This window comes from Candidatus Palauibacter sp., from assembly GCF_965237495.1.
Taxonomy (GTDB): Bacteria; Gemmatimonadota; Gemmatimonadetes; order Palauibacterales; family Palauibacteraceae; genus Palauibacter.
In genome coordinates this window covers 2,648,709-2,661,328 of record NZ_OZ250143.1, presented here as the reverse complement: position 1 = coordinate 2,661,328, position 12,620 = coordinate 2,648,709, and the positions used below count along the sequence as shown (strand labels likewise).

General features: G+C 70.8%; 15 protein-coding genes. 11 read left to right on the top strand and 4 right to left on the bottom strand.

Annotation, left to right across the window (positions count from 1 at the left end; all coding sequences use genetic code 11):
- Nucleotides 1-5: 5 nt before the first annotated feature.
- Entirely contained in the window at nucleotides 6-950 is a 945-nt protein-coding gene (locus ACPXY0_RS11685) for a DUF58 domain-containing protein (RefSeq protein ID WP_423924726.1), read from the bottom strand.
- Between the two features lie 100 nt (nucleotides 951-1,050).
- Between ACPXY0_RS11685 and ACPXY0_RS11680 the strand changes: the two genes are divergently transcribed.
- The 9 genes from ACPXY0_RS11680 to ACPXY0_RS11640 are packed head-to-tail and all read left to right on the top strand — an operon-like array spanning nucleotide 1,051 to nucleotide 9,870.
- Nucleotides 1,051-2,529: a M28 family peptidase gene (locus ACPXY0_RS11680; RefSeq protein WP_423924724.1), complete on the top strand. Its 1,479-nt coding sequence runs from the start codon at nucleotides 1,051-1,053 to the stop codon at nucleotides 2,527-2,529.
- Between the two features lie 29 nt (nucleotides 2,530-2,558).
- On the top strand, nucleotides 2,559-3,062 hold the full coding sequence (locus tag ACPXY0_RS11675; RefSeq protein WP_423924722.1) for a YtxH domain-containing protein: 504 nt from the start codon (nucleotides 2,559-2,561) through the stop codon (nucleotides 3,060-3,062).
- A 3-nt stretch (nucleotides 3,063-3,065) separates the two neighbouring features.
- On the top strand, nucleotides 3,066-3,539 hold the full coding sequence (smpB, locus tag ACPXY0_RS11670) for an SsrA-binding protein SmpB (RefSeq protein WP_419940771.1): 474 nt from the start codon (nucleotides 3,066-3,068) through the stop codon (nucleotides 3,537-3,539).
- Nucleotides 3,529-4,746 (top strand): N-acetylmuramoyl-L-alanine amidase family protein, encoded by a 1,218-nt coding sequence (locus tag ACPXY0_RS11665; protein ID WP_423924719.1) that lies wholly within the window; start codon nucleotides 3,529-3,531, stop codon nucleotides 4,744-4,746. Before smpB ends, ACPXY0_RS11665 begins: the two co-directional genes overlap by 11 nt.
- Nucleotides 4,740-5,588: a dihydroorotate dehydrogenase electron transfer subunit gene (locus tag ACPXY0_RS11660; RefSeq protein ID WP_423924717.1), complete on the top strand. Its 849-nt coding sequence runs from the start codon at nucleotides 4,740-4,742 to the stop codon at nucleotides 5,586-5,588. The genes ACPXY0_RS11665 and ACPXY0_RS11660 overlap by 7 nt, the downstream gene beginning before the upstream one ends.
- A complete protein-coding gene (locus tag ACPXY0_RS11655) occupies nucleotides 5,495-6,550 on the top strand; it encodes a dihydroorotate dehydrogenase (RefSeq protein ID WP_423924715.1) in 1,056 nt (351 codons plus the stop codon). Before ACPXY0_RS11660 ends, ACPXY0_RS11655 begins: the two co-directional genes overlap by 94 nt.
- Before the next feature lie 23 nt (nucleotides 6,551-6,573).
- Nucleotides 6,574-8,055 carry a RapZ C-terminal domain-containing protein gene (locus tag ACPXY0_RS11650; protein ID WP_423924713.1) on the top strand — a complete coding sequence of 494 codons (1,482 nt, stop codon included), beginning with the start codon at nucleotides 6,574-6,576 and terminating at the stop codon, nucleotides 8,053-8,055.
- 52 nt (nucleotides 8,056-8,107) lie between these two features.
- Complete coding sequence (locus ACPXY0_RS11645) at nucleotides 8,108-8,866, top strand: nucleotidyltransferase family protein (RefSeq protein WP_423924711.1); 759 nt, start codon at nucleotides 8,108-8,110, stop codon at nucleotides 8,864-8,866.
- Nucleotides 8,863-9,870 carry an NAD(P)H-quinone oxidoreductase gene (locus tag ACPXY0_RS11640; RefSeq protein WP_423924709.1) on the top strand — a complete coding sequence of 336 codons (1,008 nt, stop codon included), beginning with the start codon at nucleotides 8,863-8,865 and terminating at the stop codon, nucleotides 9,868-9,870. The genes ACPXY0_RS11645 and ACPXY0_RS11640 overlap by 4 nt, the downstream gene beginning before the upstream one ends.
- 77 nt (nucleotides 9,871-9,947) lie before the next feature.
- Here ACPXY0_RS11640 and ACPXY0_RS11635 read toward each other — a convergent pair whose 3' ends face one another.
- Genes ACPXY0_RS11635 through ACPXY0_RS11625 form a run of 3 tightly spaced genes read right to left on the bottom strand, consistent with a single transcriptional unit; the run spans nucleotide 9,948 to nucleotide 10,703 of the window.
- Nucleotides 9,948-10,130 (bottom strand): hypothetical protein, encoded by a 183-nt coding sequence (locus tag ACPXY0_RS11635; protein ID WP_423924707.1) that lies wholly within the window; start codon nucleotides 10,128-10,130, stop codon nucleotides 9,948-9,950.
- A 23-nt stretch (nucleotides 10,131-10,153) separates the two neighbouring features.
- A complete protein-coding gene (locus tag ACPXY0_RS11630) occupies nucleotides 10,154-10,408 on the bottom strand; it encodes a hypothetical protein (RefSeq protein ID WP_423924705.1) in 255 nt (84 codons plus the stop codon).
- 7 nt (nucleotides 10,409-10,415) lie between these two features.
- The gene (locus ACPXY0_RS11625) at nucleotides 10,416-10,703 is read right to left on the bottom strand and encodes a hypothetical protein (protein ID WP_423924703.1); all 288 of its coding nucleotides are present in this window, start codon (nucleotides 10,701-10,703) and stop codon (nucleotides 10,416-10,418) included.
- A gap of 372 nt (nucleotides 10,704-11,075) precedes the next feature.
- On the opposite strand from ACPXY0_RS11625, the gene ACPXY0_RS11620 reads away from it, so the two are divergent.
- Both ACPXY0_RS11620 and ACPXY0_RS11615 read left to right on the top strand, forming a co-directional pair.
- On the top strand, nucleotides 11,076-11,789 hold the full coding sequence (locus ACPXY0_RS11620) for a DUF72 domain-containing protein (protein WP_423924701.1): 714 nt from the start codon (nucleotides 11,076-11,078) through the stop codon (nucleotides 11,787-11,789).
- Entirely contained in the window at nucleotides 11,786-12,580 is a 795-nt protein-coding gene (locus tag ACPXY0_RS11615) for a rhomboid family intramembrane serine protease (protein WP_423924699.1), read from the top strand. Before ACPXY0_RS11620 ends, ACPXY0_RS11615 begins: the two co-directional genes overlap by 4 nt.
- Nucleotides 12,581-12,620: the final 40 nt, after the last annotated feature.

Here is a 12,620-nt window from a genome sequence, read left to right as displayed (position 1 = left end):
AGCCGTCACCCGAGCCGCGATCGCTTGCGCAGGAACTGCCGCAGCGCCAGACCGAGCGGCGTGTCCGTGGTGAGCAGCGCGTAGTCGGCGCCCCAGCGCAGGGCTTCCTTGCGCCAGTCGTCGATGGCCGCCTGCACCGCCTCTCGATACTGTCTGCGGAGCGCGGCGGAGTTGGCCCCCAGTTCCTCCCCGGTCTCGGGATCGAAGAAGATCGCCTCCCCCTCGGCGGGAAGTTCGCGTTCCCCCGGATCCATGATGTGGAAGAGGATGACTTCGTGGCCCCGATGCCTCAGGTAGCGGAGCGACATCCGGGTCGTTTCCGGATCGACGAGGAGGTCGGAGATCAGGATCACGAGACCCCGCCGCTGGAGCCGGCCCGCCAGTTCCTTGAGCGCCGTCCCGGCGTCGGTCCTCCCGTCGGCCGTGAGGTGCGTGAGTTCGGTCACGAGCCTGCGCCAGTGACGGCGCGTGGTGCGCGGCGCCACATGCGCCCGCATCTCCTCGTCGAAGGCGAGCAGCCCCGTTGCGTCGCTCTGCTGGATGAGCAGCAGCGACAGCGAGGCCGCGAGGAGCCGCGCGTAATCGAGCTTCGTCGGAAAGCGTTCCGGGTCGGAGACCCAGGCCATCGACCGGCTCACATCGACGAGGAGGTAGGCGCGGAGGTTCGTCTCCTCCTCGAACTGCTTGATGTACAGGCGATCGGTCCTCGCGTACGCCTTCCAGTCGAGATAGCGCAGGTCGTCGCCGCGACTGTACGGGCGATCCTCGGCGAACTCGGCGGAAAAGCCGCGCTTCGGCGAATCGTGGAGCCCGATGAGAAATCCCTCGACGATGTGGCGCGCCACGAGTTCGAGGTGCGACAGGCCGACGATCTCCCTCGGGCTCGCGAGGTCGAGCCGCTGGCGGGAAGCTTCGAGGGCGGACGTAGCGGTTGCGGTGACTTCGGTCATCGGGAAAGACTAGCAGCCCGTGGCGGCGGCCCGCCACACGCCGCCGATGGCTCCACCGCCGAAGGCTTCAAGACGGACAACCCTTCGCAAGAGGCATGGAATGCAGCGTCGAAGGAGTACGACGAGACGGGTTCTGGCCGTAGCCGTCCTGGCGATCGCGGCGCCCATCGCGGAGGCATCGGCGCAGGCGGACAGCGCGGTGGCCGCGGCCGCCGGGACGATCACCGCCACCGACCTGCGCCTCCGCATCGGCGCGCTGGCGCACGACTCCATGCGCGGCCGGGCGACGCCGAGTCCAGAACTGGACAAGGCTGCGCGCCACATCGCACGCCGGTTCGAGGAGTTCGGGCTCCGTCCGGCGGCCGGCGACTCGTACCTGCAGGAATATCCGCTCACGGCCTCCCGGGCCGGAACGCCGGGGCGGCAGATGCTCGCGATCGACGGTCCCGGTGGCGGCGCCATCGCCACAACCGACTACATCGCGGTCCCGGGCGGGCGCGGCCAGGCCGCCGGCCCGCTCGTCATCTCGACGCCCGGGCGGGCGGCCCCGCCGACCGGCGCCATCGCGCTGGTACGCGTGAGGCCGGAGGGCACGCGCGGAGCGCTCGAATCGATCCGCGGACTCCTGGAGGGCGGCGTGATCGGCGTGCTGCTCGCGATCGACGGGCCCGACGACTACTTCGCCGGCATCCGCCGCTTCTATGGCCGGGAGCGACTCTCGGTCGGCGCGCCCGAGGAACTGGGTGCCCCCATCGCGCTGGTCCGGGCCGGCGCCCTGCCCGAGGAGCTGCGCACGGCCCTCGCCGCCGGTCGCGGCACGAACGCGTACGAGGTCACCCTCCGCACCCAGTCGGAGTTCCGCGAGGAGCGGGCCTTCAACACGATCGGCTGGATCGAGGGCTCCGACCCCGATCTCCGCGGCGAGTTCGTCGTCTTCACCGCCCACATGGACCATGTGGGCGTGGGTCGGCCGGTCGGCGGCGACTCGATCTACAACGGGGCCGACGACGACGCGTCGGGCACGGCGGCGATCGTCGAACTGGCCGAGGCGTTCGCGTCGCTCGAAACGCCGCCCCGCCGGTCGCTCGTATTCATGACCGTGAGCGGCGAGGAGCGCGGCCTGCTCGGCTCCGGCTGGTACGCCGAGAACCCGCTGTTCCCCCTCGGGGCGACCATCGCCAACCTGAACATCGACATGATCGGGCGGAACTGGCAGGACACCGTCGTCGCCATCGGCCGCGACGAGTCGACGCTCGGGACCGCCCTCGAGGAGACGCTGCGCGAGCACCCGGAACTGGGCCTCGATATAATCGACGACCCGTGGCCGGACGAGAACTTCTACTTCCGCTCGGACCATTACAATTTCGCGAGGAAGGGCGTGCCCATCCTCTTCTTCTTCACGGGTACGCACGAGGACTACCACGGACCCAACGACGAAGCGGACCGTATTCTCTATGACAAGACAGCGCGCATCACGCGCCTCATCTTCCATCTGGGGCGCCGGGTCGCGGACGCCGATGATTCGCCCGCGTGGGATCCGGCCGCGTACCGACGGGTCGTCGAGGGCGAGGGTCACTAAGGGGCCGTTAGCAGGCAGGAGAGTGTGAGATGTCGGACCAGGATCTGCAGCCGTACGTCGTCGTGGAACGTCGCGGCTCGAATATCGTCGCGTTCATTGCGGGCGCCCTGATGGGTGCGGGCGTCGCCCTGCTCCTCGCCCCCAAGTCCGGTCGCGAGACGCAGGCCGACCTGCGGGATGGCGCTCGCCGCTTCAGCGAGGGAGCGGGGGAGAAGCTGACCGACCTGCGCGACACCCTCGAAGACCGCTACGGCCGCACGCGCGAGGGGCTGGGGGAGCGCGTGGGCGCCATCCGGGAGAACGTGCGCGACCGACAGCGGAAGGCCGAAGAGGCGATCAAGGCCGGGAAGGACGCGGCGCGGCAGGCCCGCTCGGACCTCGAGGCGCGCGTCGCGGAGTCCAAGGCGGCGTACCGGGCCGCGTTGGTCGGGGGCCCTTCCCCGGACGTGGACGGTGTGGACGGTGAGGAAGAGGCCGACATCGCTCCGGCGGCCGAGGAAGACGAGGAAGGAGACCGGGAGCCTCCGGAGTGAACCGTGGCGGAACCAGACGGTGTCCGGGTGATCGCCCGAAACAGGAAGGCCCGCCACGAGTACGAGATACTCGAGCAGGTCGAGGCGGGAATCGTACTGCGCGGCGCGGAGGTGAAGTCGCTCCGCGACGGCAAGGCCAGCTTCGTGGATGCGTTCGGGCGGATCGACGGTGGGGAGGCGTGGCTCCATAATCTCCATATTTCTCCCTACGAGAAGGCGACGATCGACGCTCCCGACCCGGTGCGGCCGCGGAAGCTCCTGCTTCAGAGACGGGAGATCGATCGCCTGAGCTCGAAGACACGGGAAGGCGGGCTGACGCTGGTGCCGCTGGACATCCACTTCCGGCGGGGCTTCGCGAAGGTCACGCTGGGGCTCGCGCGCGGCAAGAAGCAGCGGGATCGGCGTGAGGACCTCAAGAGGAGGACGATGCAGCGGGAGGTCGAGCGGGCGAAGCGGGAGGCCGCGCGTGAGAGGTGACGCGGGAGGCGCGCTGCGGCGCGGGCTCGTGGCCGCCCTCCTCGCGCCCGCGGTCGTCGCCGCCGTCGTCGCAGCGGTCGCCCCGGTGGTCGCCGCCGGCCAGGCGGGCTCCGAAGCGGCGCAGGCGGTGCAGGCCGAAGTCGGCGGGCGCGCCGTGAGCCTGCCCATCTCCCGCCACCGCGCCTATCCCGTCATCGACGCGGCGGGTCTGGCGGCCGTGTGGGAGGAGGTGCGGCGGAGCGGCGTCTTCCTCCAGGCCCGCCTCCTCGGCGAGGATGTCGCGTTCGAGGCCGGCTCGCCCTTCTTCCGACACGGGACGCGCACCTATCAGCTCGCGAACCCGCCCTACGAGCGGGACGGCGCCTTCTGGATCCCGGCCGACTTCGTCAGCGGGTGGCTCGCGGATCGCGCGCCGGAGGTGGCGGTGACGGCTCCGGCGTCTCCGACCCAGGCCCCGGCCGACGATCCGCTCCCGGCGCGCGTCGACCCGACCGTCCCCTGGCGCGTGATCATCGATCCGGGGCACGGGGGACGGGATCCCGGGACGCTCGGCGGCGGGAGTCACGAGAAGGACATCGTGCTCGCGATCGGGCGGCGGCTGTACGAGGAACTTCGGGACCGCGACATGATCGAGCCCCACCTGACCCGGGACACGGACGTCTACGTGGAGCACGACCTGCGCTCCCGGTTCGCGGTGGACCGGGCCGGGGACCTGTTCGTCTCGATCCACGCCAACGCGGCCGCCGATGAACGGGCGCGGGGCTTCGAGACGATCTTCCTCGGTCCGGCCCGCTCCGAGGAGGCGCGCGAGGTGGCGCTGCGCGAGAACCGCGGGCCCGAGGTCGAGGGTGCGGTGGGTTCGCCATCGGACATCCAGTTCATCCTCGCGGGGCAGGACCGGACCCAGAACATGGACGAATCGCGACTCCTCGCCGGCTTCGTGCAGAACGCGATCCGGGAGGCGATGGGCGGCCGCTCGCCCGACCGCGGGGTGAAGCAGGGTCCGTGGTGGGTCCTGCTCGGGGCGCTGGCCCGCATGCCGTCGGTGATCGTCGAGGTCGGCTTCCTCTCGAACGGCGAGGAGGAGCGATACCTGAACGGGGCCGAAGGGCAGGGGGCGCTCGCGCGGGCGATCGCGGACGCGATCGCGTCGTACCGCGAGGATGTCCTGCGCCGCTACGCCTCTGGCGTCGAGGGGTCGTGCTGAACGCCGGCGGCGGGCTGCTGACGCGGCGCGCGACGCCGGTCCGCCGGCGGGCGACGCTGCTCTCGACGCGCGTCGTGGCCCGCGATACCTGGTGGCAGGAGTTCGCCTGCCCGGACATCGCGGCGGCCGCGCGGCCCGGGCAGTTCGTCATGCTGGGCGTGGGGCTCGACGCGCCGGGGGCCTGGCTGCTGCCCCGTCCGTTCAGCGTCGGGTGGACGGGCCCCGGCGGCGAAGTCGGCATCCTGCTGCGCACCTACGGCGAGGGCACCCGGGCGCTGTCGCGGCTGGAAGCCGGCCGGGAAGCGCTCCTCCTCGGTCCCCTCGGCCGCCCGTTCGAGACGGGCGGCGACGCGGTCGACTCCGGCGTCGCTGGCGGCGCCGAGCGCGGCATCGAGTGCATCGCGGGGGGCGTCGGACTGGCGCCCTTCATCTTCCTCGCCGCGCGCGAGGCGGCCGAGGGTCGGCGCGTACGGCTCGTGTACGGCGAGCGGGACGCCGGGGCCGTCTTCGACCCCGCCCTCATCTCCCGCCTCACCGATCACGAGGTCGAACTGTACACCGAGGATGGGAGCGCGGGCCGCCGCGGCCTCGTCACCGGCGGCCTCGACCCCGCGTCACGCGCGCGGCTCCTGGGGTGCGGTCCGACGCCGCTCCTGCGGGCGCTGGCCGCGTTCGCGCGGGAGCACGGGCGCGACCTGCAGGTGTCCGTCGAGGAGCACATGGGGTGCGGGATCGGGACCTGCCAGGGGTGCGTCGTGCGGAGCGCGGACGGACGCTGGGTGAAGGCCTGCATCGAGGGCTCCGTCTTCCCCGCCGACGAACTCGACTGGGGGGCGATCTGAACGCGGGCGCGCCGGCGCCCGGCCTCGGCCAGCGCGTGTTCGGCGCGGAGTTCCGCAGCCCGGTCCTCCTCGCCTCGGGCACCTGCGGCTACGGGCAGGAATACGCGGATCTGATCCCCCTCGACGAACTCGGCGGGATCGTCACCAAGGCGGTCAGCCTCGAGCCGCGCCCCGGCAACCGGCCCCACCGCGTGGCCGAGACGCCCGGCGGAATGATCAACGCGATCGGTCTCGAGAACCCGGGCCTGGACGGGTTCATCGCCGAGAAGCTCCCGTGGCTGCGCGAACACCTCGCGCGCGCGCATGTGTTCGTGAACGTCGTGGGGCGCTCGGCCGAGGATTTCGCCGCCGTCGTGAGCGGCCTCGACGACGAGGACGGCTTTCTCGGCTTCGAGATCAACGTCTCCTGTCCGAACGTGAAGGGCGGGACGATGTTCGGGACCGACCAGACGGCGCTGGCCGACCTCGTGGGCCTCCTCCGCTCGCGCACCGAGCGTCCGCTCGTCATCAAGCTCACCCCGAACGTGCCCGACGTGGGCGACTTCGCCCGTATCTGCGAGGACGCCGGCGCCGACGGCCTGAGTGCGATCAACACCTTCCCCGGCATGGTCGTCGACATCGCGCGGCGGGAGCCCCTGATCGGGAACAGGTCCGGCGGCGTGAGCGGACCCGCCATCCTCCCCATGGGGGTCTACGCGACATGGCGGGCACGCCAGTCCTGCGAGCTTCCGATCATGGGGATCGGCGGCATCCGCAACGCGAACGACGCGCTCCAGTACATCCTCGCGGGCGCCTGTCTCGTGCAGGTCGGAACGGCCTCCTTCGTCGACCCGGATGCGGCGGTGTCCGTCCACGAGGGCCTCGCCCGCTACCTCGCCTCGCACCGGGTCGAACGGCTCGATGATCTCGTCGGGGCGCTGCGCGCCTGGCCGGAGGCCGGGCCCGCGACGCCGGCCGGATAGACGGCGGGGAAGGAGGGGGTGCGATGACTCCGGGCCGGGTGCTCGTCGACCTCGCGTCGGCGCTCTTCGCCGAATGGTGTGGAGAGCCGCCCTCGGACATACGCCCCGTCGCGGCCGACGGATCCACCCGCAGCTACTGGCGCCTGACCGCCCCGGGCGGCGCCTCGGCGGTGGGCGCCCACGGGCCGGACCCGAACGAGAACCGGGCCTTCCTCTCCTTCTCCCGCACGCTGCGCGAACTCGGACTCCCCGTGCCGGAGGTGTACGGGGCCGACGAGGGCGCCGGGGTGTGGCTGCTCGAGGACCTCGGAGACACGACGTTGTTCGACGCGATCAAGGAGGCGCGCGAACCGGGATCGGACGCCTTCCCCGATGCCGCCCTCCCTCTCTACCGGCGGGTGCTCGAGATGCTCCCCCGCTTCCAGGTCGAGGGCGGGGAGCGGATCAACTTCCGGCGTGCGTATCCGCGGGCGGCGTTCGACCGGCAGTCCATCCTCTGGGACCTCAACTACTTCAAGTACCACTTCCTCAAGCTGGCGCACATCCCGTTCAACGAGGCGCGGCTGGAGCGGGACTTCTCGCGGCTCGCGGCCCATCTCCTCGGGGCCGGGCGGTCGTGGTTCCTGTACCGCGACCTGCAGTCCCGGAACGTGATGGTGCGGCCGGGGCCGGAGGGTCCGGAGCCATGGTTCATCGACTACCAGGGCGGGCGGCGCGGCGCGCTCCAGTACGACGTGGCGTCTCTCCTCTACGACTCGAAGGCGAACCTCGACGCGCGGCACCGGGAGGCGCTGCTGGACCACTATCTCGGGGTCCTGGAGGCGCGCGGGGTGGCGGGGCGGGACGAATTCCTCGAAGGGTGGCCCGGCTACGTGCTCGTCCGGGTGCTGCAGGCGCTCGGGGCCTATGGCTACCGCGGTTTCTTCGAGCGCAAGCCGCGCTTCCTGCAGAGCGTGCCCTACGCGGCCGAGAACCTGCGGGGGCTGCTCGAGGCCGGCCTCCCGGTGGACGTGCCGGAACTCGAAGCGGCGCTGGAGGCGATCGTCGACCGCTGGCGCCGGGTCGAGGGTCCGGTGCGCGAGGACGGGGGAATCGAGGTCACGATCTCGAGCTTCCGCTTCTCGGGCGGCTATCCGGCGGACACCTCGGGCCACGGCGGTGGATACGTGTTCGATTGCCGGGGACTCCCCAACCCGGGACGGGAGGAGGCATACCGCGAACTCACGGGTCTCGACGAGGAGACGATTGCCTTCATGGCGGCGCGGCCGGAGGCGCAGGCGTTCTGGGAGCAGGTGCGCGGGATCGTGGACTCACACATCGCGAACTACGTGGAGCGCGGTTTCCACAGCCTGAGCGTGAGCTTCGGGTGCACGGGGGGACAGCACCGTTCGGTGTACATGGCCGCGCGCCTGCGCGAGCACCTCCTCGTGCGCCACCCGGAGGTCCTCGTGCGCCTCACGCACCGGGAGTCGGCGGACTGGCCGCGCCGCCCGGCGCGGGTCTGAACGCGGATCCGGCAAGGGTCCGAGGGGAGACGAGAGACAGCCTGTGGAGGCGATGATCTTCGCGGCGGGTGAGGGACGCCGCCTGCGGCCGCTGACCGAGACGACGCCGAAGGCGCTGGTCGATTTCGGCGGCGTGCCGCTGGTGGAGCGGGTGGCCGGGAACCTCGTCGCGGCCGGCGCGCACCGGGTGATCGTCAACGCCCACTACCTGGCCGAGCGGATCGAGGCCTGGGCCGCGTCGGCGCGCTCCCGCCTCGGGGTACCGGTGGTGGTCTCCCGGGAGGACGAGGTCTCGCCGGCGCCGCTCGACACCAACGGCGGCCTCTTCCGCGCGGGATCGCTGTTCGAGGCGGAGGCGCCGTTCCTGCTGCACAACTGCGATGTGGTGACGGGGGTCGATCTGGCCGCGATGTACCGGGCGCACGTGGAGGGGGCGGCGCGGGACGGACGGCTCGCGACGCTCGCGGTCGCGGAGCGGACGACGTCACGGCCCCTCCTGGTGGATGGTGAAGGGGTGTTCGGGCGCGCGAACCGGACGGAGGGATGGGAAGTCGTGGCCCGGACCCCGAGCCCCGCTCGCGAGGCGAGGGAATGCGGCTTCGCGGGCATCCACGTGCTTTCGGAGCGCGTCTTCGAGCGCTCCGGGGAGGCAGGCGTCCATTCGATCATGGACTCCTACATGGACTGGATCGGCGAGGGTGAGTGCGTCGGGGTGTTCGACGTGACGGACGCGCCGTGGTACGACATCGGGACCCCGCAGCGGCTGGCCGCGGCCCGGCGCGCCTTCGGGGTCGGGGAGGCTGACGCATGAAGGCGATCCGCATCCGGGAGCCCGGCGGCCCCGACGTGCTCGAACTGGTTGAGAGGGACGATCCCGTGGCCGGGGCGGGCGAGGTCGTCGTGCGCGTGCGCTGCGCGGGCATCAACCGGGCCGATCTGCTGCAGCGCCTCGGCCGCTACCCCGCGCCGCGAGACGTCCCCGCGGATGTCCCGGGGCTCGAGTTCGCCGGTGAGATCGAGGAGGTCGGGGCGGAGGTGACGGGGTGGTCGGCGGGCGACCGCGTGATGGGCATCCTGGGCGGGGGCGGATACGCCGAGCGGGCGGCGGTCCCGGCCGGGCAGCTCCTCGCCGTTCCGCCGGGCTTCAGCTGGCTGAAGGCCGGGGCGATCCCGGAGGTGTTCCTCACAGCAGCCGATGCCCTCGTCGAGCGCGGCCGCCTGCGCCCGGGCGAGCACGCCCTCGTGCACACGGCCGGCGGCGGCGTCGGGACGGCGGCCCTGCAACTCGCCCGGGCCCTCGGTGCGGCCTCGGTCATCGGCACCGCGTCCGCCGCCAAGCTCGACCGCATCCGCGACGCCGGGCTGCCGCTCGACCTCGGCGTCGACCGGCACGAGGGCTCCTTCGCCGAGGCGGTGGCGCGTCACACCGGCCGGGCCGGCGCGGACGTCATCCTCGACACGGTCGGCGCCCCCTACTGGGAGGCGAACCTGGCCAGCCTCGCCACCCTCGGCCGCCTCGTCATCGTCGGCGTCCTCGGCGGCATGAAGGTCCAGGCCGACCTCCGCCAGCTCATGGGCAAGCGGGCCACCGTGGTCGGCACCGTCCTCCGTGCCCGCTCCAAGGCGGAGAAGGCGGAGCTGACGCAGATGTTCGCGACGCGCTTCCTCCCGGGCTTCACCGCCCCCCAGGGCGATCCGTCGCGGCTGCAGCCGGTCATCGACCGCGCCTTCGCCCTCGCCGATGCCGCCGAGGCGCACCGCTACGTTGAATCCAATCGATCCTTCGGGAAGGTCCTCCTGGACACGGGAGCCTGAATAACGCCAAGGCTGCGCCGACGCCGCCTTTGGACACCGGGATCACGTAGCCAGGAACAGGATCCGGCGAACGCCGCCTAGGCGTTCCAGCGATGCCAGTAGTTGAACGCCGACTGCGGGTTCCGGCGGGCGGCGGCACGATAAAGGTCGAGATCTGTGGTCAGGAGCGGTGTCTCGCCAGAGACGGTCTCCAGGAGGGCGGCGTCGGTCAACCCGAGACGTTCGAAATCGGCGTTGCGTGAAGCTTCGGTGCTTGCCACGACGACCTCTTCGCCTTGTTCGATCACATTTCGAAGTGTGCGGAGGATCGCGATCGCTGAGGCTCGCGATGCTGGGCGAGGAGATTGGACGCTTCGGTCAACGTGTTCGGCATCACGAAGACTCGCTTGACCTGCGAGATGATCTCGATGAGACGATCGTAGTCGTCGGTCGAAAACTGCTTGAGAGGCTTGTGTTTCTCGATGAGGCGTCGGTCCGTCAGCCCGACCGCCAGGAGAACCAGCAGGTTTGCGTCGACAAAGATGCCCCGTCCCCGCACCTGCGGGTCAATCGGAAACCGCGAAGTGGCGATGCTTCAGAGACATGATCTCCCCGTCTTCGCTGATTCTTACGATCTTGTACACGCGTTCACCGCTGCCGCCGAGCGCAGCGGCGATGCTGCTCATCGGGCTGTCGGGGTTGGGCAGCCGCCGCGTGAACCCGATCGTTACGTCCCACGCGCGCGGGGCGTCTCGAAAGTCCAGTTCCTCAAGGCCTACCCGTGCAATCCCCTCGTCCCGGAACAGGTCCTGGACGTGCTCCTTTGCCGCAGTGATGGCTTCCTTGGCTGTCATTCATTCCTCCGGGTCGAGGGCGCTTTCCCTCGTGTCCTCGAAACTAAGTCCTGCAGCAGGAGGCCGCTCCACCTCGGGCGACCGGCCGTTGGGGTGGGGGAGATATCGGTGCCTGCCGACTTTGACCGCATGGGCGCAGCCGAAGTGGAAGCGCTGTTCCAAGCCGATGGCTGATCCGGCGCCACCCCGGATCAGCCCGCCGCCAATCGAGGACAGAACGAGCCCGTAGTGGGTGCGTTGGCCCGCTGACGGCGGGACGGTATCATCTTCCCCCGCTCCGGCCCCCTCCCGCGACGGCTACGGTGACGGTTTACGGTGGCGCTGCGAATTGCACTCTCGGCTGCGACGGCGGCGAGACGAAGGGAATGACGGATGCAGGTCTGGACCGGCACCAGCGGCTACAGCTACCCCGCGTGGAAGGGGAGCTTCTATCCGGAGGATCTCCCCAACCGGGAGATGTTGTCCTTCTACGGGAGCCGGCTCGGAGCCGTGGAGATCAACAACACCTTCTACCGCATGCCGCGCGAGAGCGTGCTCGAGGCGTGGGCAGAGGCCGTGCCGGACGGGTTCCGCTTCGCGCTCAAGGCCTCGCGGCGCATCACGCACTTCAAGCGGCTGCGGGACGCGGACGAGGAGACGGAGTATCTCGTGCAGACGACGGCCGCCCTCGCGGACCGCGCCGGGGTCATCCTGTACCAGCTTCCGCCCAACTTCAAACGGGACGATGAACGGCTCGAGCGCTTCGTGGCCCAGCTTCCCAATCCCGGCACGTCGGCGTTCGAGTTCCGGCACGCGTCGTGGTTCGACGAGGGGGTGTTCGACATCCTGCGGGACCGCAACTCCGCCCTCTGTCTCGCGGAGACGGACGACCTGGAGGACGCGCCGCTCGTCGAGACGGCGGACTGGACCTACCTGCGGCTGCGCCGGAGCGCGTATTCCACGGACGAACTGGAGACGTGGGCCGCGCGCCTGCGCGAATCGGGGTGGACGCGTGCCTACGCCTTCTTCAAGCACGAGGACGCCGGCGTCGGCCCCGCGCTCGCCGGGCAGTTCTCGGCGATGGTCACGGAGATGATCGAAGCATGACCCGCATCGTCGGCCGGCTGCTGCTGCTCAACTTCCTCGCCTACTTCGTGACGCGGAGCAACCTCGACTTGTTCGCGTGGTTTTCGCTCGTCCCGGCCCAGGTGCTGACGAGGCCGTGGACGCTCGTCACCTATCAGTTCCTCCACGACCCGGGCGGGTTCTCCCACATCTTCTTCAACATGATCGGGCTCTTCTTCTTCGGGCCGAAGCTGGAGTCGAGGCTGGGGTCGCCCACCTTCCTGAAGCTGTACCTCACCGCGGGTCTGGTGGGCGCCATCGTGCACATCCTGTGGACGGTGATCTCGATGTCGCGGGGAGGTCTGTACGTGCCGATGGTCGGGGCGTCGGCGGCCGTGTACGGCGTCTTCTTCGCCTACGCCCGCTACTGGCCGCGGGACCGGGTGCTGATCTGGTTCGTCATCCCGGTCCAGGTCCGCGTCCTCGTCGGCGTCCTCACCGTCATCTCCCTGTGGTCGGGGCTCGGCGGCATGGGCGGAGGCGTGGCGCACTTCGCCCACCTCGGCGGCTTCCTCGGCGGCTGGCTCTACCTCCGGATGCGGGCCGCCCGCTCGCCGGCCGCGCAGTTCAAGAAGCAGACCGAGAGCCCCGGGTCGCGCATGGGCGAGCGCGAGTTGACCACCAAGTGGCGGCGGATCGAACCGACATCCCTCCACCCGGTGAACCGCGCGGAGTACGACCGGATCTCGGACAAGGTCAAGGCCCTGGGCTGGGCCGCCCTCACCGAGCGGGAGCGCGCCTTCGTCGACCGCTTCGGCGGCGGCTTCGGATAGACCGGCCCGCCGGCCCATCGGCTGCGGCCTCGCGGCGGAT

Excerpts from the sequence above, each read along its gene's own strand:
- ACPXY0_RS11685 (WP_423924726.1), bottom strand. The coding sequence starts at position 950 with ATGACCGAAGTCACCGCAACCGCTACGTCCGCCCTCGAAGCTTCCCGC.
- ACPXY0_RS11680 (WP_423924724.1), top strand. The coding sequence starts at position 1,051 with ATGCAGCGTCGAAGGAGTACGACGAGACGGGTTCTGGCCGTAGCCGTC.
- ACPXY0_RS11675 (WP_423924722.1), top strand. The coding sequence starts at position 2,559 with ATGTCGGACCAGGATCTGCAGCCGTACGTCGTCGTGGAACGTCGCGGC.
- ACPXY0_RS11650 (WP_423924713.1), top strand. The coding sequence starts at position 6,574 with ATGACTCCGGGCCGGGTGCTCGTCGACCTCGCGTCGGCGCTCTTCGCC.
- ACPXY0_RS11645 (WP_423924711.1), top strand. The coding sequence starts at position 8,108 with ATGATCTTCGCGGCGGGTGAGGGACGCCGCCTGCGGCCGCTGACCGAG.
- ACPXY0_RS11640 (WP_423924709.1), top strand. The coding sequence starts at position 8,863 with ATGAAGGCGATCCGCATCCGGGAGCCCGGCGGCCCCGACGTGCTCGAA.
- ACPXY0_RS11625 (WP_423924703.1), bottom strand. The coding sequence starts at position 10,703 with ATGACAGCCAAGGAAGCCATCACTGCGGCAAAGGAGCACGTCCAGGAC.
- ACPXY0_RS11620 (WP_423924701.1), top strand. The coding sequence starts at position 11,076 with ATGCAGGTCTGGACCGGCACCAGCGGCTACAGCTACCCCGCGTGGAAG.
- ACPXY0_RS11615 (WP_423924699.1), top strand. The coding sequence starts at position 11,786 with ATGACCCGCATCGTCGGCCGGCTGCTGCTGCTCAACTTCCTCGCCTAC.